This is a genomic window from Enterobacter sp. K16B, from assembly GCF_020216105.1.
GTDB classification, from domain to species: domain Bacteria; phylum Pseudomonadota; class Gammaproteobacteria; order Enterobacterales; family Enterobacteriaceae; genus Enterobacter; species Enterobacter sichuanensis.
This window is the reverse complement of sequence record NZ_JAIWJZ010000095.1, coordinates 12,323-35,229: the sequence shown is the minus strand read 5'-3', so window position 1 is coordinate 35,229 and position 22,907 is coordinate 12,323. Positions and strand designations below refer to the sequence as shown.

The 22,907-nt window shown below is 57.4% G+C and carries 25 protein-coding genes; 18 read left to right on the top strand and 7 right to left on the bottom strand.

All coding sequences use genetic code 11. The features are described 5' to 3' along the window. Positions 1-197: 197 nt before the first annotated feature. From kbaZ to LDK53_RS17240, 9 genes are all read left to right on the top strand, one after another. Complete coding sequence (gene kbaZ / locus LDK53_RS17280; protein WP_225287665.1) at positions 198-1,505, top strand: tagatose-bisphosphate aldolase subunit KbaZ; 1,308 nt, start codon at positions 198-200, stop codon at positions 1,503-1,505. Positions 1,506-1,523: 18 nt separating this feature from the next. Next, positions 1,524-1,997, top strand: coding sequence for a PTS N-acetylgalactosamine transporter subunit IIB (agaV, locus tag LDK53_RS17275; RefSeq protein ID WP_094918730.1), 474 nt, complete (start codon positions 1,524-1,526; stop codon positions 1,995-1,997). Between the two features lie 10 nt (positions 1,998-2,007). Beyond that, positions 2,008-2,787: a PTS N-acetylgalactosamine transporter subunit IIC gene (agaW, locus tag LDK53_RS17270; protein WP_059385422.1), complete on the top strand. Its 780-nt coding sequence runs from the start codon at positions 2,008-2,010 to the stop codon at positions 2,785-2,787. After that, positions 2,777-3,655, top strand: coding sequence for a PTS N-acetylgalactosamine transporter subunit IID (agaE, locus tag LDK53_RS17265; RefSeq protein ID WP_095452517.1), 879 nt, complete (start codon positions 2,777-2,779; stop codon positions 3,653-3,655). The genes agaW and agaE overlap by 11 nt, the downstream gene beginning before the upstream one ends. Positions 3,656-3,671: 16 nt before the next feature. Next, on the top strand, positions 3,672-4,106 hold the full coding sequence (gene agaF / locus LDK53_RS17260) for a PTS galactosamine/N-acetylgalactosamine transporter subunit IIA (protein ID WP_225287660.1): 435 nt from the start codon (positions 3,672-3,674) through the stop codon (positions 4,104-4,106). Then, the gene (gene nagA, locus LDK53_RS17255) at positions 4,103-5,236 is read left to right on the top strand and encodes an N-acetylglucosamine-6-phosphate deacetylase (RefSeq protein ID WP_225287659.1); all 1,134 of its coding nucleotides are present in this window, start codon (positions 4,103-4,105) and stop codon (positions 5,234-5,236) included. Before agaF ends, nagA begins: the two co-directional genes overlap by 4 nt. A 246-nt stretch (positions 5,237-5,482) precedes the next feature. Beyond that, positions 5,483-6,628 carry an SIS domain-containing protein gene (locus LDK53_RS17250; protein ID WP_225287658.1) on the top strand — a complete coding sequence of 382 codons (1,146 nt, stop codon included), beginning with the start codon at positions 5,483-5,485 and terminating at the stop codon, positions 6,626-6,628. Between the two features lie 12 nt (positions 6,629-6,640). After that, positions 6,641-7,513, top strand: coding sequence for a tagatose-bisphosphate aldolase subunit KbaY (gene kbaY, locus LDK53_RS17245; protein ID WP_225287657.1), 873 nt, complete (start codon positions 6,641-6,643; stop codon positions 7,511-7,513). Positions 7,514-7,533: 20 nt separating this feature from the next. Continuing rightward, positions 7,534-9,423 carry an enterotoxin gene (locus LDK53_RS17240; RefSeq protein WP_225287656.1) on the top strand — a complete coding sequence of 630 codons (1,890 nt, stop codon included), beginning with the start codon at positions 7,534-7,536 and terminating at the stop codon, positions 9,421-9,423. A gap of 52 nt (positions 9,424-9,475) precedes the next feature. Here LDK53_RS17240 and rsmI read toward each other — a convergent pair whose 3' ends face one another. After that, the gene (gene rsmI / locus LDK53_RS17235) at positions 9,476-10,339 is read right to left on the bottom strand and encodes a 16S rRNA (cytidine(1402)-2'-O)-methyltransferase (protein ID WP_045284768.1); all 864 of its coding nucleotides are present in this window, start codon (positions 10,337-10,339) and stop codon (positions 9,476-9,478) included. Positions 10,340-10,399: 60 nt separating this feature from the next. Between rsmI and LDK53_RS17230 the strand changes: the two genes are divergently transcribed. Genes LDK53_RS17230 through dolP form a run of 4 tightly spaced genes read left to right on the top strand, consistent with a single transcriptional unit; the run spans position 10,400 to position 14,109 of the window. Continuing rightward, positions 10,400-12,559, top strand: coding sequence for a penicillin-binding protein activator (locus LDK53_RS17230; RefSeq protein WP_225287655.1), 2,160 nt, complete (start codon positions 10,400-10,402; stop codon positions 12,557-12,559). Then, on the top strand, positions 12,517-12,912 hold the full coding sequence (locus LDK53_RS17225; protein ID WP_025756731.1) for a YraN family protein: 396 nt from the start codon (positions 12,517-12,519) through the stop codon (positions 12,910-12,912). The genes LDK53_RS17230 and LDK53_RS17225 overlap by 43 nt, the downstream gene beginning before the upstream one ends. A 21-nt stretch (positions 12,913-12,933) precedes the next feature. After that, the gene (gene diaA, locus LDK53_RS17220) at positions 12,934-13,524 is read left to right on the top strand and encodes a DnaA initiator-associating protein DiaA (RefSeq protein WP_003861754.1); all 591 of its coding nucleotides are present in this window, start codon (positions 12,934-12,936) and stop codon (positions 13,522-13,524) included. A gap of 9 nt (positions 13,525-13,533) precedes the next feature. After that, positions 13,534-14,109, top strand: a complete 576-nt coding sequence (dolP, locus tag LDK53_RS17215; RefSeq protein WP_025756730.1) for a division/outer membrane stress-associated lipid-binding lipoprotein — start codon at positions 13,534-13,536, stop codon at positions 14,107-14,109. A gap of 48 nt (positions 14,110-14,157) precedes the next feature. Here the strand turns inward: dolP and LDK53_RS17210 are convergent, their stop codons facing one another. Both LDK53_RS17210 and LDK53_RS17205 read right to left on the bottom strand, forming a co-directional pair. Then, positions 14,158-15,195, bottom strand: coding sequence for a permease (locus LDK53_RS17210; protein WP_225287654.1), 1,038 nt, complete (start codon positions 15,193-15,195; stop codon positions 14,158-14,160). Positions 15,196-15,235: 40 nt separating this feature from the next. After that, the gene (locus tag LDK53_RS17205; RefSeq protein ID WP_045284765.1) at positions 15,236-15,880 is read right to left on the bottom strand and encodes an NAD(P)H-binding protein; all 645 of its coding nucleotides are present in this window, start codon (positions 15,878-15,880) and stop codon (positions 15,236-15,238) included. Between the two features lie 128 nt (positions 15,881-16,008). Here LDK53_RS17205 and LDK53_RS17200 point away from each other — a divergent pair, with 128 nt between their 5' ends. Continuing rightward, the gene (locus LDK53_RS17200) at positions 16,009-16,527 is read left to right on the top strand and encodes a type 1 glutamine amidotransferase domain-containing protein (RefSeq protein ID WP_025756727.1); all 519 of its coding nucleotides are present in this window, start codon (positions 16,009-16,011) and stop codon (positions 16,525-16,527) included. On the opposite strand, the gene LDK53_RS17195 is transcribed toward LDK53_RS17200, so the two are convergent. After that, the gene (locus LDK53_RS17195; protein WP_025756726.1) at positions 16,507-16,941 is read right to left on the bottom strand and encodes a YhbP family protein; all 435 of its coding nucleotides are present in this window, start codon (positions 16,939-16,941) and stop codon (positions 16,507-16,509) included. The two genes, LDK53_RS17200 and LDK53_RS17195, sit on opposite strands and share 21 nt — an antisense overlap. 14 nt (positions 16,942-16,955) lie before the next feature. Between LDK53_RS17195 and LDK53_RS17190 the strand changes: the two genes are divergently transcribed. After that, positions 16,956-17,285, top strand: coding sequence for a GIY-YIG nuclease family protein (locus tag LDK53_RS17190; protein WP_225287664.1), 330 nt, complete (start codon positions 16,956-16,958; stop codon positions 17,283-17,285). Here LDK53_RS17190 and LDK53_RS17185 read toward each other — a convergent pair. Together LDK53_RS17185 and ubiT are read right to left on the bottom strand one after the other, a co-directional pair. Beyond that, positions 17,272-17,775 (bottom strand): GNAT family N-acetyltransferase, encoded by a 504-nt coding sequence (locus tag LDK53_RS17185; protein WP_225287653.1) that lies wholly within the window; start codon positions 17,773-17,775, stop codon positions 17,272-17,274. The two genes, LDK53_RS17190 and LDK53_RS17185, sit on opposite strands and share 14 nt — an antisense overlap. Next, a complete protein-coding gene (ubiT, locus tag LDK53_RS17180; RefSeq protein WP_025756723.1) occupies positions 17,769-18,293 on the bottom strand; it encodes a ubiquinone anaerobic biosynthesis accessory factor UbiT in 525 nt (174 codons plus the stop codon). The genes LDK53_RS17185 and ubiT overlap by 7 nt, the downstream gene beginning before the upstream one ends. Before the next feature lie 211 nt (positions 18,294-18,504). Between ubiT and ubiU the strand changes: the two genes are divergently transcribed. The 3 genes from ubiU to LDK53_RS17165 all read left to right on the top strand — a co-directional run bounded on the left by ubiU (position 18,505) and on the right by LDK53_RS17165 (position 21,472). Continuing rightward, positions 18,505-19,500, top strand: coding sequence for a ubiquinone anaerobic biosynthesis protein UbiU (ubiU, locus tag LDK53_RS17175; RefSeq protein WP_059385413.1), 996 nt, complete (start codon positions 18,505-18,507; stop codon positions 19,498-19,500). Positions 19,501-19,507: 7 nt separating this feature from the next. Beyond that, positions 19,508-20,386, top strand: coding sequence for a U32 family peptidase (locus LDK53_RS17170; protein WP_225287652.1), 879 nt, complete (start codon positions 19,508-19,510; stop codon positions 20,384-20,386). A gap of 78 nt (positions 20,387-20,464) precedes the next feature. Next, complete coding sequence (locus tag LDK53_RS17165) at positions 20,465-21,472, top strand: luciferase-like monooxygenase (protein WP_095442078.1); 1,008 nt, start codon at positions 20,465-20,467, stop codon at positions 21,470-21,472. A gap of 85 nt (positions 21,473-21,557) precedes the next feature. Here LDK53_RS17165 and mtr read toward each other — a convergent pair whose 3' ends face one another. Further along, positions 21,558-22,802: a tryptophan permease gene (mtr, locus tag LDK53_RS17160; protein ID WP_095450612.1), complete on the bottom strand. Its 1,245-nt coding sequence runs from the start codon at positions 22,800-22,802 to the stop codon at positions 21,558-21,560. Positions 22,803-22,907: the final 105 nt, after the last annotated feature.

The window sequence follows — 22,907 nt, the reverse complement described above, 5'->3', positions numbered from 1 at the left end:
TCTATTAAGGCCTTTCCTTTACGGGAATGCAAGCCCTGCATGGTGACGATACGCAAGCTGGCATCGCGCTGAAACCTTTCATTATGTTTCTTTTGTGAAACAGATCGGAAAACCATTATCTTTCGTTTTATTTTTATATCACCGTGATGCAGGATTAAATGAAACAAAACGAAAGACAGGTATCATTACCATCCGACATGGAGAGGAAAGTGAAACATCTGACAGAAATGGTGGCGCAGCATAAACGGGGGAAGACAAACGGAATTTATGCCGTCTGCTCCGCACATCCGCTGGTACTGGAAGCTGCAATTCGTTACGCCCATTCACAGCAGACGCCGCTGCTGATTGAGGCTACCTCTAACCAGGTCGATCAGTTTGGCGGCTACACCGGCATGACGCCCGCTGATTTTCACGAATTTGTCTGCCAGCTGGCCGAGTCGCTCGGTTTCCCAACGTCACAGCTGATCCTCGGCGGCGATCACCTTGGCCCTAACCGCTGGCAACACCTGCCAGCGGTTAGGGCAATGGCAAATGCCGACGATCTGATCAAAAGCTATGTCTCTGCCGGGTTCAAAAAGATCCACCTCGACTGCAGCATGTCCTGTGAGGACGATCCGGTTCCCCTGACCGACACGATCGTCGCCGAACGCGCAGCGCGTCTGGCAAAAATTGCCGAAGCGACCTGCCGGGAACAGTTTGGTGAATCCGATCTGGTCTACGTTATCGGCACGGAGGTTCCGGTGCCGGGTGGCGCACACGACACGCTCACCGAGCTTGAGGTCACCACACCAGACGCGGCGCGCGCGACGCTGGAAGCGCATCGTCACGCGTTCGAAAAGGAAGGGTTAGGTGACATCTGGCCGCGCATTATTGGCCTGGTGGTACAGCCCGGTGTGGAGTTCGACCACGCACACGTCTGCGACTACCGGCCGGAAAAAGCCATTGCCCTGAGCGAAATGGTGGAAGCCTACGATACGCTGATTTTTGAAGCGCACTCCACTGACTACCAGACGCCGCAGGCACTGCGCCAGCTAGTAAATGATCATTTCGCCATCTTAAAAGTCGGTCCGGCACTGACCTTTGCCCTGCGCGAAGCCCTCTTCTCGTTGGCCGCCATCGAAGAGGAACTTCTGCCAGCGAAAGCCAGTTCTGGCCTGCGCCATGTGCTGGAAAACGTGATGCTCGAACGACCGGAGTACTGGCAAAGCCATTACCGCGGTGACGCTAACGCGCGTCGCCTGGCGCGCGGTTACAGCTACTCTGACCGCGTACGTTATTACTGGCCGGACAGCCAGATTGACGAAGCCTTCGCGCGGCTGGTACGTAACCTGGCAAACGAACCCATTCCATTGCCACTCATCAGCCAGTACCTGCCGCTGCAGTACAGCAAAGTTCGCGAGGGCGCTCTCAAGTCGACGCCTCGGGAACTCATCCTCGACCACATTCAGGACATACTCCAGCAATACCACGCCGCCTGCGAAGGCGTAACGACGCAAAACGCATAATAAAAAGAGGAAAGCACTATGCCAAACATTGTCTTATGCCGCATTGATGAACGCCTGATCCACGGTCAGGTGGGCGTGCAGTGGGTAGGGTTTGCGGGGGCAAACCTGGTTCTGGTCGCCAACGATGAGGTGGCTGAGGATCCTGTTCAACAGAACCTGATGGAAATGGTGCTCGCGGAAGGGATTGCCGTGCGTTTCTGGTCATTACAAAAAGTGATCGACAACATTCATCGCGCCGCTGACCGTCAGAAAATCCTGCTGGTCTGTAAATCTCCCGCCGATTTTCTGCAACTGGTCGAGGGCGGCGTGCCCATCACCCGTATCAACGTAGGAAACATGCACTACGCCAGTGGCAAACAACAAATTGCCAAAACGGTCTCCGTCGACGCGAACGATATCGCCGCATTCAACGGCCTGAAAACGGCCGGGGTGGAATGCTTTGTTCAGGGCGTTCCGACAGAAACTGCTTTGGATCTCTTTAAACTACTCTGAGGGATTCACAATGGAAATCAGTCTGTTGCAGGCATTCGCGCTGGGGCTTCTCGCCTTTATCGCGGGTCTGGATATGTTTAACGGGTTAACGCACATGCACCGCCCGGTCGTTCTCGGGCCGCTGGTTGGCCTGATTCTTGGCGATCTGCACACCGGGATTTTGACCGGCGGGACGTTAGAGCTGGTCTGGATGGGCCTGGCGCCGCTCGCGGGCGCACAGCCGCCTAACGTGATTATCGGCACTATTGTGGGTACCGCATTCGCCATCAGCACAGGTGTGAAGCCGGAAGTTGCCGTTGGCGTCGCCGTGCCGTTTGCTGTCGCGGTACAGATGGGGATTACGTTCCTCTTCTCGGTGATGTCCGGCGTGATGTCCCGCTGCGATCGCATGGCGGCCAATGCTGATACCAACGGCATTGAACGGGTTAACTACCTGGCCCTGCTGGCGCTCGGCATCTTCTATTTCTTGTGCGCGTTTCTGCCCATCTATTTCGGTGCAGAGCACGCGAAAACAGCCATTGATGTTCTGCCGGCGCGTCTGATTGACGGCCTCGGCGTCGCGGGCGGCATCATGCCAGCTATCGGCTTCGCCGTGCTGCTGAAGATCATGATGAAAAACGTCTACATCCCCTACTTCATTATCGGCTTTGTCGCCGCGGCCTGGCTCAAGCTTCCGGTCCTGGCGATTGCGGCCGCCGCGCTGGCCATGGCGCTGATCGACCTGATGCGTAAATCACCTGAACCGACGGCTCAAACGGCCCAGAAAGAGGAATTCGAAGATGGCATCTAATCAAACAACGTTACCGGGCGTGTCTGAAATTGAAGAGACCCTGCTGACCGGCATCAACGAAAATGTCTACGAAGACCAAAGCATCGGTGCCGAACTGACGAAAAAGGATATTAACCGCGTCGCCTGGCGTTCAATGCTGCTGCAGGCCTCGTTCAACTATGAACGTATGCAGGCCTCCGGCTGGCTGTACGGATTGCTGCCAGCGCTGAAAAAGATCCACACCAACAAGCGGGACCTGGCGAGGGCAATGAAAGGCCATATGGGCTTCTTTAATACCCACCCATTCCTCGTGACCTTTGTAATCGGCATTATTCTGGCGATGGAGCGCTCCAAACAGGATGTGAATAGCATCCAGAGCACCAAGATTGCCGTCGGTGCACCGCTCGGCGGCATCGGTGACGCCATGTTCTGGCTTACCCTTCTGCCCATCTGCGGCGGTATTGGTGCCAGCCTGGCGCTGCAGGGATCAATTCTGGGTGCGGTGGTCTTTATCGTGCTGTTTAACGTTGTGCACCTCGGCCTGCGTTTTGGTCTGGCGCACTACGCTTACCGGATGGGCGTTGCGGCCATTCCGCTGATCAAGGCCAACACCAAAAAGGTCGGCCATGCGGCCTCCATCGTCGGGATGACGGTGATCGGCGCGCTGGTAGCAACCTATGTCCGCCTCAACACCACGCTCGAAATCAAAGCCGGGGATGCGGTTGTCAAGCTGCAGGCCGACGTTATCGACAAGCTGATGCCCGCGTTTCTGCCGCTGGTCTACACCCTGACCATGTTCTGGCTGGTACGCCGGGGCTGGAGCCCGCTGCGGCTGATTGGTATCACCGTGGTATTGGGCGTTGTCGGTAAATTCTGTCACTTCCTGTAAAAGCAAAGAGGTTGCGATGTTAGGCATTATTTTGACGGGTCACGGCGGTTTTGCCAGCGGGCTTGAGCAGGCGATGAAGCAGATCCTCGGCGAGCAGCCACAGTTTATCGCCATCGATTTTCCTGAAACATCCACTACGGCGCGGCTGACCGCTCAGCTTGAGCAGGCGGTGAGCGAACTCGACCCCCGGCACGATATTGTGTTTCTTACTGATTTGCTGGGCGGCACGCCGTTTCGCGTGGCCTCAACGCTCGCGATGAAAAGACCAGGCAGCGAAGTCATCACTGGCACCAACCTGCAGCTCCTGCTGGAGATGGTGCTGGAGCGCGACGGATTAACCAGCGAAGCGTTTCGTCTGCAGGCGCTGGAGTGTGGACACCGCGGCCTGACGAGCCTGGTGGATGAGCTTGGCCGCTGCCGCGAGGAAGCGCCCGCAGAGGAAGGGATATGAGCCAGCTGCTGCGTGCGCGACGGGTGCTGACCGAAAAGGGCTGGCTGGATGACCACCAGCTTCGTCTCGAGAACGGCGTTATCGCGGCGATTGAGCCCATCCCCGCGGGCGTTACGCCGCGCGATGCGGAGCTGCTCTGCCCGGCGTATATCGATACCCACGTCCACGGCGGTGCGGGCGTGGACGTCATGGATGATGCGCCTGACGTGCTGGACACTCTGGCGATGCATAAAGCACGCGAAGGTGTGGGTGCATTTCTGCCCACCACCGTCACCGCGCCACTGGAGGCCATCCACGCCGCGCTGATGCGTATCGCCCGGCGTAGTCAGTCCGGAGGACCCGGCGCTCAGATCCTGGGCAGTTATCTGGAAGGTCCGTACTTTACGCCTCAGAACAAAGGGGCGCATCCGCCTGAACTGTTCAGGGAGTTGGATATCGCCGAGCTGAACAGGCTGATTGACGTTTCACTGAGCACGCTACGGGTGGTGGCGCTCGCGCCGGAGAAGCCCGGCGCGCTGCAGGCGATCCATCACCTTAAACAGCGCGGTATACGCGTGATGCTGGGCCACAGCGCTGCCTCGTACCGGCAAACTCTCGCCGCGTTTGATGCGGGTGCCGACGGGCTGGTGCACTGCTATAACGGTATGACGGGGCTGCATCACAGGGGGCCCGGCATGGTTGGCGCCGGGCTGACGGATAAACGGGCGTGGCTGGAGCTTATCGCCGACGGGCACCATGTTCATCCAGGAGCCCTGCGCTTATGCAGCTGCTGTGCAAAAGAGAGGGTGGTACTGATTACCGATGCCATGCAGGCGGCAGGTATGCCGGATGGGCGGTATACACTCTGCGGCGAAGAGGTCACGATGCAAAACGGCGTGGTTCGAACCGCCTCTGGCGGACTGGCGGGCAGCACGCTGTCGCTGGATGCGGCAGTCAGGAATATGGTGGAACACGCGGGCGTCACCGCTGAAGACGCTATTCATATGGCCTCGCTGCACCCTGCCCGCCTGCTGGGCATCGATCGTCAGCTCGGATCCTTAACGCCGGGAAAAAGCGCCAATATTATTGCTCTGGACGGTGGTTTACACCTTCAACAGATCTGGATTCAGGGCCAGGCTCTCCCCCTTTAGCCCTTTCATTGTGTCTCCTTTTGGCTTTACGGCCTGAAACCGTAAGGCCTTTCTTTTCCTTTCTTTAAATTTGCCCTTTCCTTTCACGATCACACTTTTCGTTTTATTTCTTTTCTTTCATTGAACTTTCATTTTCTTTTCTATAGATTTTATTTAACTGCTGAAGTGAACAAGTGAAACGAAACGAAAGATGGCCACACGTTTGCCAGCGTCTGATGTGGAATTCACACGACTAAGGACTGAGTTATGCCACAAATCACCCCCACCACCACCGGCACCTGGACCGAAGAAGAGATCCGCCAGCAGCCTGCCAGCTGGATCCGCTCGCTCAACAACATCGATAATCTGCGTTCCTCAATTGACGGTTTCCTGACGCCGCTGCTGCGCAAGCGCGATCTGCGGATCGTGCTGACCGGCGCGGGCACGTCCGCGTTTATTGGCGATATCATTGCGCCATGGCTTGCGAGCCATACCGGGAAAAACATCTCCGCCGTACCGACCACCGATCTGGTCACGAATCCGATGGATTACTTCAGCCCGGCACATCCGCTGCTGCTGGTTTCGTTTGCCCGTTCCGGTAACAGCCCGGAAAGCGTGGCTGCGGTAGAGTTGGCCAATCAGTTCGTGCCGGAGTGCTACCACCTGTCGATCACCTGTAACGAGGCGGGCAGCCTGTATCAGAACGCCGTCAACAGCGATAACGCCTATGCCCTGCTGATGCCTGCTGAAACGCACGATCGCGGCTTCGCGATGACCAGCAGTATCACCACCATGATGGCGAGCTGCCTGGCGGTATTCGCGCCAGAGACGATCAGCAGCCGCACCTTCCGCGACGTGGCCGATCGCTGTCAGGCGATCCTTACCTCACTCGGCGATTTCCGCCACGGGGTCTTTGGCAACGAACCGTGGAAAAGGATCGTCTATCTGGGAAGCGGTGGTCTGCAGGGCGCGGCCCGTGAATCGGCGCTGAAGGTGCTGGAGCTGACGGCAGGCAAGCTGGCGGCGTTCTACGAGTCCCCAACGGGCTTCCGTCACGGGCCTAAATCATTGGTGGATAGCGAAACACTGGTGGTGCTGTTTGTCTCCAGCCATCCGTATACGCGTCAGTACGATCTCGATCTGCTGGCTGAACTGCGCCGCGAAGGTCAGGCTCTGCGCGTCGTCGCCATCGCCGCAGAAAATGATCCGGTTATCGAATCGGGTCCGCACATCCTGCTGCCGCCTTCCCGCCCGTTTATCGATATGGAACAGGCGTTCTGCTTCCTGATGTACGCCCAGGTCTTTGCGCTGTCCCAATCCCTCAGCGTGGGCAATACGCCCGATACGCCATCTGCCAGCGGCACGGTCAACCGTGTGGTACAGGGCGTTGTTATTCATCCGTGGCAGGCTTAAGAGGATCGCACTATGAGTATTATCTCAACGAAATATCTTCTGCAGGACGCACAGGTAAAAGGCTACGCGGTACCAGCGTTCAACATTCACAACGCAGAGACGATCCAGGCGATCCTCGAAGTGTGTAGCGAAATGCGATCGCCGGTGATCCTTGCGGGCACACCGGGCACGTTTAAACACATTGCGCTAGAAGAGATCTACGCCCTTTGCAGCGCCTACTCGCTAACCTACGACATGCCGCTGGCGCTGCATCTCGATCATCACGAATCTCTCGACGATATTCGTCACAAGGTCAACGCTGGGGTACGTAGCGCGATGATCGACGGCAGCCACTATCCGTTCGAACAAAACGTGAAGCTAGTGAAATCGGTGGTCGATTTTTGCCACCTCAACGACTGTAGCGTCGAGGCCGAACTGGGCCGACTGGGCGGCGTGGAAGATGACATGAGCGTCGACGCCGAAAGCGCGTTTCTCACCGACCCGCAGGAAGCAAAACGCTTTGTCGAACTGACCGGTGTCGATAGCCTCGCCGTCGCCATCGGCACCGCACACGGCCTGTATACCAAACGCCCGAAAATAGACTTCCAGCGGCTGGCCGAGATCCGCGACGTGGTCACCGTGCCGCTGGTGCTGCACGGCGCGAGCGATGTGCCGGATGAGGATGTTCGCCGCACCATCGCGCTGGGCGTGTGCAAAGTCAACGTGGCTACCGAGCTGAAAATTGCCTTCTCTGACGCGGTGAAAGCCTGGTTTGCCGAAAACCCGCAGGGCAACGATCCACGCTTCTATATGCGGGTCGGTATGGACGCCATGAAAGAGGTGGTCAGAAGCAAGATCGCCGTTTGCGGCTCGGCAAATCGATTGCTGCTTCCGGCAGAAGTCTGATTAAAAAAGAGATTACGCTGATGAAAAAAATCCTCGCACTCTCAGTGCTGGCCCTGTGCGTTTCCCATAGCGCAGTGGCCGCGAACTACACGCTCAGTAACGACAATATTGCTCTGTCATTTGATGATGCAAACTCAACGGTAGTGGTTAAAGACAGTAAAGCTAACCATCCGCTCACGCCGCAGGAGCTGTTCTTTCTGACGCTGCCGGACGAGACTAAAATCCACACCGCGGATTTTAAAATCAAGCATGTCGAAAAGCAGGACAGCGGGATTGTCGTTGATTTCACCCATCCGGAATTTAACGTGACGGTGAAGCTGAACCTGGTGAAGGGCAAATACGCCAGCATCGACTACACCATCGCCGCCGTTGGTCAGCCCCGGGACGTGGCGAAAATCACCTTCTTCCCGACCAAAAAGCAGGCTCAGGCCCCTTACGTAGACGGGGCAATTAACAGCTCGCCGATCGTCGCAGACTCGTTCTTTATTCTGCCGGATAAACCCATCGTTAATACTTACGCCTATGAAGCGACGACCAACCTCAACGTGGAGCTGAAAACACCTATTCAGCCCGCAACGCCGGTCAGCTACACCACGTACTTTGGTACCTTCCCGGAGACCAGCCAGCTACGCCGTAGCGTTAACCAGTTTATCGATGCCGTCCGTCCGCGTCCGTATAAGCCTTATTTACACTACAACAGCTGGATGGATATCGGCTTCTTTACACCGTACTCCGAACAGGACGTGCTGGGGCGGATGGATGAATGGAATAAGGAATTTATCACCGGGCGCGGCGTGGCGCTGGATGCATTCCTGCTTGACGATGGCTGGGATGACCTGACCGGACGCTGGCTGTTTGGCCCGGCTTTCAGCAAGGGTTTTGGCAAGGTAAGGGAGAAAGCTGACAGCCTGCACAGCTCCGTCGGCCTGTGGCTCTCGCCGTGGGGTGGATATAACAAACCGCGCGATACGCGCGTCTCGCATGCAAAAGAGTACGGTTTCGAAACGGTAGACGGGAAGCTGGCGCTGTCAGGCCCGAACTACTTTAAAAACTTTAATGAGCAGATCGTTAAGCTTATCAAAAACGAGCATATTACCTCGTTCAAACTCGACGGGATGGGCAATGCCAATTCGCATATTAAGGGCAGCCCGTTCGCCTCGGATTTTGACGCCTCTATCGCTCTGCTGCATAACATGCGCAGCGCCAATCCGAATCTGTTTATTAACCTGACGACCGGTACCAACGCCAGCCCATCCTGGTTGTTCTACGCCGATTCCATCTGGCGCCAGGGGGATGATATCAACCTGTACGGCCCCGGCACGCCGGTGCAGCAGTGGATGACCTACCGCGATGCGGAAACATATCGCTCCATTGTGCGTAAAGGTCCGCTGTTCCCGCTGAACTCCCTGATGTACCACGGGATCGTCAGCGCGGAGAACGCGTATTACGGTCTGGAGAAGGTGCAAACGGACAGCGATTTTGCCGACCAGGTCTGGAGCTACTTCGCCACCGGAACCCAGTTGCAGGAGCTGTATATCACCCCATCCATGCTCAACAAGGCGAAATGGGATGTCCTGGCGCAGGCCGCGAAGTGGTCCCGGGATAATGCCAGCGTGATGGTGGATACCCACTGGATTGGCGGTGACCCGACGGCATTGCAGGTTTACGGCTGGGCATCCTGGAGCAAGGACAAAGCGATTATCGGCTTGCGTAACCCGTCGGATAAGCCACAAAGCTACTATCTGGAGCTGGCAAGAGACTTTGAGATCCCGACAGACGGCACGACGCACTTCAATTTGAAAGCAGTGTACGGCAGTAACGATAGCGTACCGGAGGAGTATAAAAACGCGGTGGTGATTACCCTGAAGCCGCTGGAAACGCTGGTGTTTGAGGCGATGCCTGTTAACTAACCGTAGGCCGCGTAAGGCGCAGCCGTCACCCGGCAAAAAAATTCGCAGGGGCTTACTCCCCCTGCTGCTCCAGCGCATACTTATAGAGCGCATTCTTTTTCACGCCGTGGATCTCCGCCGCCAGTGCAGCCGCTTTCTTCAGCGGCAGTTCTGCCTGCAGCAGCGCCAGCGTGCGCAGCGCGTCGGCAGGGAGCGCATCCTCCTGCGCTTTATGCCCTTCGACAATCAGCACCATCTCACCCTTGCGGCGGTTCTCGTCTTCCTTCACCCACGCCAGCAGTTCGCCCACCGGCGCGCCGTGAATGGTCTCCCAGGTTTTGGTCAGCTCGCGCGCCAGCACCACGTAGCGACCTTCGCCCCAGACGGTCACCATGTCTTCCAGGCTCTCCAGCAGGCGATGCGTGGATTCGTAAAAAATCAGGGTACGCGGTTCCGCTTCCAGATCCTTCAGCACGTCACGACGGCCTTTGGATTTGGCAGGCAGGAAGCCCTCATAGCAGAAACGGTCGGATGGCAGACCCGCGGCGCTCAGCGCCGCAATGGCAGCGCACGGCCCCGGCAGCGGCACAACGCGAATACCGGCTTCACGACAGGTACGCACCAGGTGGTAGCCTGGGTCGTTAATCAGCGGCGTACCGGCGTCGGAGACGAGGGCAATGTTCTGCCCCTCCTTCAGCTTCGCCACCAGCGTTTCGGCTTTTTGTTGCTCATTGTGATCGTGCAGGGCAAACAGACGGGCGTTAATCGCGAAATGTTGAAGCAGTAAACCGGTGTGTCGGGTATCTTCAGCGGCAATTAAATCAACAGTTTGCAATACGGTCAGCGCACGTTGGGTAATATCAGATAAATTCCCGATAGGAGTAGGTACAATATAAAGCTGGCCTTGAGAATTATCTGCCGTTTCGTGTTGTTTCATTGTTTCGTCCGTATTGCCGTTTTAATATTGAGCATTGCGTAAAAAATCACTGGATACAGTATGGTACCGTTAACGTTTCTTCGAAAAAAAGCCACGCGCAGCGTGCCGCTTCTGCTGGCAGCCCTGATCTTTGCAGGCTGTGGCACCCAGGCACCTGACCAGAGCACAGCCCATCTTCAGGGGTCTGCTCAGGCTGATTCTGGCTTTTATCTGCAACAAATGTCGCAGAGTTCAAATGATACCAGGATCAACTGGCAATTACTCGCCATTCGTGCACTGCTGAAAGAGGGGAAAACCCAGCAGGCCGCCGAGCTGTTCAACCAGTTGCCGAACGATCTTAACGACACCCAGCGCCGTGAGCAGAGCCTGCTCTCCGCCGAGCTGAAAGTCGCACTGAAAGATTACGCCGCCGCGAAGAAGGTCCTCGGCGACATCGACGTGAGCGCGCTGGATAAAAATCAGCAGGCCCGTTTCTGGCAGACGGGCATTACCGCTGAACAGGGACGCCCTTCCCTGACGCTGCTGCGTGCGCTGATTGCCCAGGAGCCTCTGCTTGGCGGTGCGGATAAGCAGAAAAATATCGATGCCACCTGGCAGGCGCTTGCCTCGATGACCCAGGAACAGGCGCAGGCGCTGGTCATCAACGCGGATGAAAACGTGCTGCAGGGCTGGCTGGATCTGCAGCAGATGTGGTTTAACAACCGCAGCGATCCAAAAATGCTGAAAGCCGGTATTACCGACTGGCAGACCCGCTACCCGCAGAACCCGGGCGCGAAAATGCTGCCCACTCAGCTGGTTAACGTGCAGAACTTTAAGCCTGCCTCCACCAGCAAAATCGCCCTGCTTCTGCCGTTAAACGGCCAGGCAGCGGTATTTGGCCGTACCATTCAGCAGGGCTTTGAAGCGGCGAAGAACGGTACCACGCCCGTGACCGGCAGCGCGGTGCCCGCCCAGGCGGCACAGGCGGCGAACGTGAGCGACGTTGTCAGCCCTTCCGCCGCAGAGACCAGCGACCTGACCACAGCGCAAACCCCGGCGCAGGGCACGATGCAAAACCCGGTAACGGCCCCGACGACGCCTCCAGCCGCGACGCCAGAGCCAGCCACGCCGGATCAGGCGCCGGCAGAGACACAAGCCGCGCCGACCACGGCGCCCGCGACAGCGGAACAGCCGCAGGCGCAGACCACTCAGCCCACCGTTCAACCTGCCGCTCAGCCGCAGGCCGTGGCAACCGCCAGCGCTAACCCTGGCGCTGAGCTGAAAATCTATGACACCAGCTCGCAACCGCTTGATCAGGTTCTGGCGCAGGTTCAACAGGACGGTGCCAGCATCGTTGTCGGCCCGCTGCTGAAAAACAACGTGGAAGAGCTGATGAAGAGCAACACCACGCTGAACGTGCTGGCGCTCAACCAGCCTGAGCAGGTGCAGAACCGGGCCAATATTTGCTACTTCGCGCTCTCACCGGAAGATGAAGCCCGCGACGCGGCGCGTCATATTCACGAGCAGGGCAAACAGGCTCCACTGCTGCTCATCCCACGCAGCACGCTGGGCGATCGCGTGGCCAATGCCTTTGCCGATGAGTGGCAGAAGCTGGGTGGCGGCGTGGTGCTGCAGCAGAAATTCGGTTCCGTCTCTGAACTGCGCGCGGGCGTAAACGGCGGAGCAGGCATTGCGCTTAACGGTAGCCCGGTCACCGCGAGCCTGCCGCAGCAGCAGGGGGTGACCATTGGCGGTCTGACGATCCCTGCCCCACCAACTGACGCGCAGATTAGCGGCGGCGGTAAAGTGGATGCAGCCTATATCGTTGCCACGCCACAGGAGATCGCCTTTATCAAACCGATGATCGCGATGCGTAACGGCAGCCAGAGTGGCGCAACGCTCTATGCCAGCTCCCGCAGCGCGCAGGGCACCGCAGGTCCGGATTTCCGCCTGGAGATGGACGGTCTGCAGTACAGCGAAATCCCGATGCTGGCTGGCAGCAACCCGGCGCTGATGCAGCAGGCGCTGGGCGCGGTGCGTAACGACTACTCGCTGGCGCGTCTGTATGCGATGGGTGTCGATGCCTGGGCGCTGGCGAACCACTTTACCCAGATGCGTCAGGTACCGGGTTTTGAGCTTAACGGCAACACCGGCGATCTAACCGCGACTCAGGACTGCGTGATCAACAGGAAGTTATCATGGCTCAAATACCAGCAGGGGCAAATCGTCCCGGCCAGTTAAGCCGTAAAGAGACCGGCGACGCATGGGAATTAAAGGCGCGTCGCTGGCTTGAAGGCAAAGGACTGCGCTTTATCGCCGCTAACGTTCGCGGACGTGGCGGCGAAATCGATCTGATCATGAAAGAGGGTCAGGTGATTGTGTTTGTCGAAGTCCGCTTTCGACAGTCCTCCCGTTTTGGCGGTGCTGCCGCCAGCGTGACGCTCGCCAAACAACATAAATTATTACAGACTGCCCACTTGTGGCTTGCCCGCCATAATGGGAGTTTTGATACTGTGGATTGCCGGTTCGATGTGATAGCCTTCACCGGAAATGAGATCGAATGGCTTAAAAACGCTTTTGGCGAAGACGCATAATTAAGATTTAAAAGGGATAACGTGCTCGAAAGAATTAAAGTGTGCTTCACAGAAAGCATCCAGACTCAGATTGCCGCGGCGGAAGCCCTTCCGGATGCTATCTCTCGTGCCGCGATGACGCTGGTGCAATCCCTGCTTAACGGCAACAAAATCCTCTGTTGTGGCAATGGGACTTCCGCCGCCAACGCACAGCATTTTGCTGCCAGCATGATCAATCGTTTTGAAACAGAACGCCCCAGTTTACCTGCCATTGCACTTAATACCGATAATGTGGTCTTAACAGCGATTGCTAACGATCGTCTGCATGACGAAATTTACGCAAAGCAGGTGCGCGCTCTGGGTCATGCCGGAGATGTGCTGCTGGCCATTTCCACGCGCGGCAATAGCCGGGATATTGTTAAAGCCGTTGAAGCCGCCGTCACCCGCGACATGACCATTGTGGCCTTAACCGGCTATGACGGGGGTGAGCTGGCGGGTCTGCTGGGGCCGCAGGATGTGGAAATCCGCATTCCGTCTCACCGGAGCGCACGCATTCAGGAGATGCATATGCTCACGGTGAACTGCTTATGTGATTTGATCGATAACACGCTTTTCCCTCACCAGGATGATTAAGGAGTTCTTATGAAGGCTTTATCGACCCTCGCAGTCCTTATGTCTGCATTACTGCTTCAGGGATGTATCGCTGCGGCCGTTGTGGGTACCGCCGCAGTCGGCACCAAAGCGGCAACCGATCCACGTACGGTGGGTACGCAGGTGGATGACGGTACGCTGGAGCTGCGCGTTAACAGTGCGCTGTCGAAAGATGAACAAATCAAGAAAGAAGCGCGTATCAACGTGACGGCTTATCAGGGCAAAGTGCTGCTGGCAGGCCAGGCGCCGAATATGGAGCTCGCCTCTCGCGCCAAACAAATTGCGATGGGTGTTGAAGGAACCACTGAAGTCTTTAACGAAGTGCGCCAGGGCAAACCCATTGGTCTGGGTGAGGCCTCGTCCGATACCTGGATCACCACCAAAGTGCGTTCCCAGTTGTTGGGCTCGGATCAGGTCAAATCTTCCAACGTGAAAGTGACGACGGAAAACGGTGAAGTGTTCCTGCTGGGTCTGGTGACCGACCGTGAAGGGAAAGCGGCGGCCGATATCGCCAGCCGGGTGAGCGGCGTGAAACACGTCACCACCGCGTTTACTTACATTAAGTAATCCACACCCGACTCCACGCCCGGTAAGCGCTAGCGCCACCGGGCTTTTTTACATCAGCGCCAGACTCCCCACTATCACCCCACTCAACGCCACCAGCCCCGCAGTGAGCCACAGCGCTTTCGCCGGGAATGACTTACGCAGCATGATGAGCGACGGCAGGCTGATGGCAGGCAGGGTAATGAGCAGCGCCAGTGCTGGCGCGGTGCCCATGCCAGCCAGCATCATGGTCTGTACAATAGGAATTTCTGCGGCCGTCGGGATAACGAACAGGCAGCCTGCAACGGCCATCGCAATCACCCACATCAGCGTGTTGTCGATAGCGCCATCCGCGTGCGGGAACAGCCAGACGCGCGCCGCCCCGAGAACCAGTACCGCCAGGATATAGACCGGGATAGTGCTCCAGAAAAGCTGCCATAGCGCCTTGCCCCAGCGTGCGAAAAAACTACCCTGCGGCTCGCTGACGTCCAGCTCAACGGACGCAGGCTCGACGGCAGTATCCTTCACCCATTTTTGCACCAGCGTCGCCACCACCAGCACGGTCAGCAACCCGGCCACCAGACGGATGAACGCGAAATGCCAGCCCAGCACAAAGCCCATAAACACCAGCGTTGCCGGGTTGAGCAGCGGGTTGCCCATCCAGAACGCCAGCGCACCGCCCATCGACACGCGCTGGCGACGCATCCCTGCGGCCACCGGTGCGGCACAGCAGGAGCACATCATGCCCGGCAAGGAGAAAACCGTCCCCAGCAGCGTGCCCTGAAAGCGCGGCTGGCCCAGGGTTTTGATCAACCAGTGACGCGGGATCAGCACCTGTATCAGCGAGCCCAGAATGACGCCTAAAACGGCCGCTTTCCAGACGGCAAGGAAGTAGACCATGGCGTAATCCCACGCCGCCCGCAGCGGGCTGGCATCAGCCTGCGCGAGAATAGATTTTCCGATGCTGTGCGTTTCGGCGGCGGTGAAGGCTTTACCGTAGTACGGCTGCCATTTCACATACCAGAGGCCAACAAGGACCACGAGAAAGAAGAGTGCGGGCTTCCACCATTGAACAGGTGTTGCCGCCTGAGATGAAGACTGACCAGTCATAGCATTCCCCGGAGAGTATTAGGTAATTAGCCGGGGGAGTTTACGCCTCGCCCTGTGCGATTTCACGCAGTTTTGCCGACGGGATAATGTTCACCCCTTCTTTCGAAGGAGATAACGCCTCTTTCAGCATCGCGCGCGCCACATCCCGCGCTTCAATTGATTTCCAGTTTCCGGGAAGAATGCGGAACAGCGGTGCGAAGATTGACTCATTAAAACGCCGTTCGTCCCGGTGTCCCAGCAGCATGGAGGGACGAACAATCGTCAGGTACTCCCATTTCTGGGCAATCAGCGCCTCTTCCATTTTGCCCTTCACCTTGTTGTAGAAAAAGGGCGATCCGGCGCTGGCCCCCAGCGAGCTGACCACCAGGAAATGTTTGGCCCCCAGCCTTTTGGCGGTGAGCGCCGTATCAATCACCAGCGTATAGTCCGCATGCACAAACGCCTCCTTACTGCCCGCCTCGCGCCGGGTCGTGCCAAGACAACAAAAGGCGATCTCAATCGGATCCTGCACCTGCGCCAGCGCGTCAGTCAGCTGCGGGTCGTGGGGGTTAAAGACGCCGGAGACGTCGGCGAGCGGTCGTCGCGTCGGGGCGGCGATGTAATTCACGCGACGATCCTGAATCAGCAGGCGCAGCAAATGTCCGCCCACCAGCCCGGTTGCGCCTGTTATCAGTACCTGGCTCATCTTCTCCCCTTTACAGAATTGTCCGTTTGCGAACTCGGCGTGGTCGACCACACTTAGAAGTCTGTTACAGGTAAGTATTTACCACAAGCGGAGAAAAATCAGTCTGAAGCCAAAACAACGGAGGAAGCATGGGCAAGAAAATCGCAGTCTTGATTACCGACGAGTTTGAAGATTCAGAATTTACCTCTCCTGCAGAGGCGTTCCGCAAGGCGGGACATGAAGTGATCACCATTGAGAAAGAAGCGGGCAAAACGGTGAAAGGCCATAAGGGCGAGGCCAGCGTGACCATCGACGAGACTATCGATAACGTCAGCCCCTCTGATTTTGACGCCCTGCTGTTACCCGGCGGCCACTCGCCGGACACCCTGCGCGGGGACGAGCGCTTCGTGACCTTTACGCGGGACTTTGTCTCTACCGGCAAACCGGTCTTTGCCATCTGTCACGGCCCGCAGCTACTGATCAGCGCGGAGGTGGTACGCGGTCGTAAGCTCACGGCGGTGAAACCGATCGTTATCGATCTGAAAAACGCGGGGGCCGAGTTTTACGATCAGGAAGTGGTCAACGACAAAGACCAGCTGATCACCAGCCGGACCCCGGACGATCTCCCGGCGTTTAACCGCGAAGCACTACGCCTGCTCGGCGCGTAACCAGTGCAGCTTCTTGCCAAAGCCCAGGGTGTTGTCGGTAAATTTCAGCTCATCAAGGCGAATTTCCCACACCGGGGCTTTTAGCGCAGCGGCAACCGGAAAGCGGCGCGTGTAGTGTTTACGACGCGCGTCGCTCTCTTCTCCATCCAGACGACGGATTTCCCCTTTAAACTGCACCCCACGGATCAGCGCGACCGTTTTAGGCTGGCCATTCACCGTGCCCGCGACTTTTGCCTGCTGGCCGGTCATCTGCGCATGACGCGTTTTGTCTTCGCTCATGACGTAAAACGCGACGCGCTCAGGATCGTAGTAGTAAAACGCGTTTGCGCACCACATTTCTCCCTCGTGGTATACGCACCAGGTGACGACATGCTGCTTCGCCAGCCAGCGGTTAATGGCGGCCAGTGTTTCCATTTTCGCTCTCTCTCATGCTATGGTGCGTTCACCTTAACATACTGAATCTGTTTACCGTGTGCTGGTTTCTCTATCTTGTCCGAACCGCTGATAATGCCCTCTACACCGGGATCACCACCGATGTGGCGCGGCGTTTTTTACAACATCAAACGGGGAAAGGCGCAAAGGCGCTGCGGGGGAAAGGGGAATTGCAGCTGGCATTTTCAGCCGCCGTGGGCGAGCGTTCCCTGGCGCTGAGGCTGGAATACCGCATTAAACAGCTGACGAAGCGCCAGAAAGAGCGCCTCGTGACCGGAGACGGCTCTTTTGAGGCGCTACGCGAGAGCCTGCTTAAAAGCGATTAAAATGGTCGTGGTATTCTACCAGGCCATGCACGCCGTTGAGCGCGTCGTCCGCCAGACGATGAACCTGGAAGGCGGATTCGGTGCCCGGCCAGCGGCAGCGAAGATCGTAATGCGCGGCCTGTTCAAAGCCTAAACGGCCATAAAACGCGGGATCGCCCAGCGTGACAACGGCCGCGTAACCGAACTCATTCAGTGAATCCAGCCCTTCATAGACCAGCTGGCGCGCCAGACCCTGCCCACGATAGCGTTCATCCACCGCCAGCGGTGCCATTCCTACCCACTGGAGCTCTTCGCCCTGAACGCTGACCGGACTGAAGGCCACATAGCCCACCACCTGACCTTCGTCATCGGTGGCAACCAGCCCCAGCGTAATCAGGCCGTCTTCGCGGAGATCGTGGACCAGTTGGGCTTCGGCATCGCTCTCAAAAGAACGTCGCAGCAACGCATCAATCCCCGGCGCATCAATCCCAATTTCGACTCGAATCAGCATGGCTCACCTACTGAAGTGTGTTTACTGTCCGGCGGGGTTGTCAGCCCGGCCTCAACGAAATCTGCCATTTGCATTAACATCACGCGCAGCGCTTTCGGCATCTGCTCCAGCTCAATGGCATCCATTAAATTTTTCACATACAGGCCCAGCTCCGTATCGCCTTCAATCACCAGACGGCGCTGGAAGAAGAGCGTATCCGGATCCTGCTTACGCGCGGCAATCATCAGCAGATCGCTGGCGTTGGCGCTGAAGCTCACGTCCGCGTCAGCGGATTCGCGTACGATCAGCTGGTCATTCTCAACCGAGGTAAACCAGCGCAGCCCGATGTCACGCACGTCGATGCTTAACCAGCGTCCTTCCAGGAACTCCAGCTCGCCATCCTGCAACGCCTGACGGAACTGCCAGCTCAGGACCTGCTCCAGCACCTGACGTTTAAGCGCGAACGGCGCCAGTTTTACCGGCACGCTCAGCATTGATGGACCAAATTGTACGAGACGTGAACGCAGTTTATCCAGCACGAGCTTTACTCCCTGATAGCTATAGTCCCGCTATTTTGCCATATCCGGCACATAACATAGCGGCGTAAATCAACAAACCGTCGTCCGGTGACGCTCATTATTGGTGCCATCAATACGCCATTAGCTGCCTTAAATCAAAAATTGTCGCGTATGGGTTAATTAAAATCCCAGCTCGTTAACATTTTTGCGATCGACTACATCAGGATAAATTATGGAGCTGCTCTGCCCAGCCGGAAACCTTCCGGCGCTTAAGGCGGCCATCGAAAATGGGGCCGATGCGGTCTATATCGGGCTGAAAGATGATACTAACGCCCGCCATTTTGCTGGCCTCAACTTTACGGAGAAAAAGCTTCAGGAAGCCGTTAACTTCGTTCACCAGCACCGCCGCAAACTGCACATCGCCATTAATACCTTTGCCCATCCTGACGGCTACGCCCGCTGGCAGCGCGCGGTGGATATGGCCGCACAGCTGGGTGCCGATGCGCTGATTCTGGCCGACCTCGCCATGCTTGAGTATGCGGCAGAACGCTACCCCCATATTGAGCGCCACGTCTCTGTTCAGGCATCTGCCACCAACGAAGAGGCCGTACGTTTTTATCACCGAAACTTTGACGTAGCCCGCGTGGTGCTGCCACGCGTACTCTCTATTCATCAGGTTAAGCAACTCGCGCGCGTCACGCCAGTGCCGCTGGAAGTTTTTGCCTTTGGCAGCCTGTGCATCATGGCTGAAGGCCGTTGCTATCTCTCCTCCTATTTAACCGGTGAATCACCCAATACCGTCGGGGCCTGCTCCCCTGCCCGCTTTGTTCGCTGGCAGCAAACGCCGCAGGGGCTGGAGTCTCGTCTGAATGAGGTGCTAATCGACCGCTATCAGGACGGCGAAAACGCCGGTTATCCAACCCTCTGTAAAGGGCGCTATCTGGTCGACGGCCAGCGTTACCACGCGCTGGAAGAGCCCACCAGCCTCAACACGCTGGCGCTGCTGCCGGAACTGCTGGCGGCCAATATTGCCTCGGTGAAAATCGAAGGTCGCCAGCGCAGCCCGGCCTACGTGAGCCAGGTTGCGAAAGTCTGGCGTCAGGCCATCGATCGCTGCATGGCGGACCCGCAGCACTACGCCCCGCAGCCGGCATGGATGGAGACGCTGGGGTCGATGTCTGAAGGCACGCAAACAACGCTGGGCGCGTATCACCGTAAATGGCAGTGAGAAAATCATGAAATATTCATTAGGGCCCGTACTCTACTACTGGCCAAAAGAGACGCTGGAAGACTTTTATCAACAGGCCGCCAGCAGCAGCGCCGATGTGATTTACCTCGGCGAAGCGGTGTGCAGCAAGCGCCGGGCCACCAAAGTGGGCGACTGGCTGGAGATGGCGAAAACCCTCGCCGGAAGCGGCAAACAGGTTGTGCTTTCGACGCTCGCCCTGGTACAGGCCGCTTCTGAACTGGGCGAGCTAAAGCGCTACGTGGAGAACGGCGAGTTCCTGCTGGAAGCGAGCGATCTCGGCGTGGTGAACATGTGCGCCGAACGCAGGCTGCCGTTTGTCGCGGGTCATGCGCTGAACTGCTATAACGCAGTGACCCTGCGCCTGTTGCTGAAACAGGGAATGACGCGCTGGTGCATGCCGGTTGAGCTCTCCCGCGACTGGCTGGCAAACCTGCTCACGCAGTGCGAAGAGCTGGGCATTCGCAACAAGTTTGAAGTGGAAGTGCTGAGCTACGGGCATCTGCCGCTGGCCTATTCCGCCCGCTGCTTTACCGCGCGCTCGGAAGACCGTCCGAAAGACGAGTGCGAAACCTGCTGCATTAAGTACCCGAACGGGCGCAGCATGCTGTCGCAGGAGAATCAGCAGGTGTTTGTCCTGAACGGCATTCAGACCATGAGCGGCTATGTCTATAACCTGGGCAACGAGCTGACGTCGATGGATGGGCTGGTAGATATGGTGCGCCTGTCGCCGCTCGATAACGGCGTGTTCGCGATGCTGGACGCCTTCCGCGCCAATGAAAACGGTGCCGCGCCGCTGGCGCTGCAGGCTAATAGCGACTGCAACGGCTACTGGCGACGTCTCGCCGGGCTGGAGCTGCAGGCCTAAAAAAGGCTCACTTTGTTAACAACGGTTATCATTTTTTAATGCACTATTAATGATTGACCGTCGACAAAGTGAGCTGTTATGACTGACAAAACCCTTCCGTTTTCGGTGCTGGATCTGGCGCCGATCCCTCAAGGCTCCTCGGCACGAGAAGCCTTTTCGCACTCGCTCGATCTCGCTCGTCTGGCCGAAAAACGTGGCTATCACCGTTACTGGCTGGCCGAGCACCACAACATGGTCGGCATCGCCAGTGCGGCAACCTCGGTTCTGATTGGCTATCTGGCGGCAAATACGACCACCCTGCACCTGGGGTCCGGCGGCGTGATGCTGCCTAACCACGCCCCGCTGGTGATTGCCGAGCAGTTTGGCACGCTGAATACGCTCTATCCGGGCCGTATAGATTTAGGGCTTGGCCGTGCGCCGGGGAGTGACCAGCCTACCATGCGCGCCCTGCGCCGCCATATGAGCGGCGATATCGACAACTTCCCGCGCGACGTGGCGGAACTGGTGGACTGGTTCGATGCGCGAGACCCGAACCCGCACGTGCGCCCGGTACCCGGTTATGGTGAGAAGATCCCGGTCTGGCTGTTAGGCTCAAGTCTGTATAGCGCGCAGCTTGCCGCACAGCTGGGGCTGCCGTTTGCGTTTGCCTCGCACTTCGCGCCGGATATGCTGCATCAGGCGCTGCATCTCTACCGCACCCATTTCAAACCGTCTGAGCGTCTGGAGAAACCGTACGCGATGGTGTGTATCAACATCATTGCCGCCGACAGCAATCGCGACGCAGAATTCCTGTTTACCTCTATGCAGCAGGCGTTTGTGAAGCTGCGTCGTGGTGAGACGGGCCAGCTTCCGCCGCCAGTGGAAAATATGCATCAGCTCTGGTCAGCCTCCGAGCAGTATGGTGTTCAACAGGCGCTGAGCATGTCACTGGTGGGTGATAAAGCGAAGGTGCGTCACGGGCTGGAAGCGGTGCTGCGTGAGACGCAGGCCGATGAGATTATGGTTAACGGCCAGATCTTCGATCACCAGGCGCGTTTGCACTCCTTTGAGCTGGCGATGCAGGTGAAAGAGGAGTTGGTGGGGTAGCCCTTTTGCCCGGTGGCGCTTCGCTTACCGGGCCTACGGGATCGCGTAGGCCGGATAAGGCGTAGCCGCCATCCGGCACAAAAACTTACTGATACACAGGCAACAGGTTAAAACTCGACAGCACGTGAACCAGCGCGTTACCCACACCAAATACCAGAATCAGTACAATCATCGGTTTGCCGCCCCAGACGCGGAATTTAGGGCTGCCGAAGCGTTGACGTGATTTTCGGGCCAGCAGCGCCGGCACAATTGCCGCCCAGATGGTCGCCGCCAGACCGGCATAGCCGATGGCGTACAGGAAGCCGTTCGGCCACAGCAGGCCACCCGCGACTGGAGGCAGGAAGGTCAGCAGCGCAGTTTTGAAGCGTCCCATCGCGGAGTCATCGAAGCCAAACAGATCTGCCAGGTAGTCAAACAGGCCCAGCGTCACGCCGAGGAACGAGCTTGCCACCGCAAAGTTGGAGAACACCACCAGCAGCAGATCCAGACTGCGGCTGTTCAGAACGCCACTCAGCGCCTGCACCAGCACATCAATGTTACCGCCCTTCTGTGCAATGCCAATAAATTCCGGACGCGGGATGTTGCCCATGGTTCCCAGCAGCCAGATGACATACAGCCCCAGCGCCAGCAGCGTACCGTAGACCAGACATTTCACGATAGTGCGCGGATCTTTGCCGTAGTACTTCATCAGGCTCGGCACATTACCGTGGTAGCCAAACGAAGCCAGACAGAACGGCAGCGTCATCAGCAAATACGGCGTATACGAGGTGTTCACTTCGGCGACATTAAACAGCGTTGCCGGCGTGACGTGCCCCAGCAGGCTGCCGAACGTCAGGAAGAAGGTGATCACCTTTGCGCCCAGTACAATGGCCGTCATCCGGCTCACCGCTTTGGTACTCATCCAGACGATAAACGCCACGCCCAGTGCAAAGCACAATCCTGCCAGACGCGCCGGAACGTTCAGCGACATCTCCGAGAAGGTATGATGCAGAATCGAGCCGCTCGCCGAAATGTAGGCGTAGGTCAGGATGTACAGGACAAACGCGATGGAGAGTCCATTGACCAGGTTCCATCCTTTGCCTAACAGATCTTTGGTGATGGTGTCGAAGCTCGCGCCAATGCGGTAGTTCAGGTTGGCTTCGAGGATCATCAACCCGGAATGAAGCATACAGAACCAGGTAAAGACCAGTGCGGCCAGCGACCAGAAGAACCACGCACCGGACATGACCACGGGCAGGGAAAACATCCCGGCACCTATAATGGTTCCGCCGATGATCACCACGCCGCCAAGCAGCGAAGGTGACGTTTGGGTGGTGGTTAGTGTCGCCATACAGCCTTTTCTCCAGTCAATCATGCGGTTCTGCATTTTAATGTGACGCACTGTACCAGTACAAGAGTACAAAGGGAATAAAAAAAGCCCCGATAGCGTCTATCG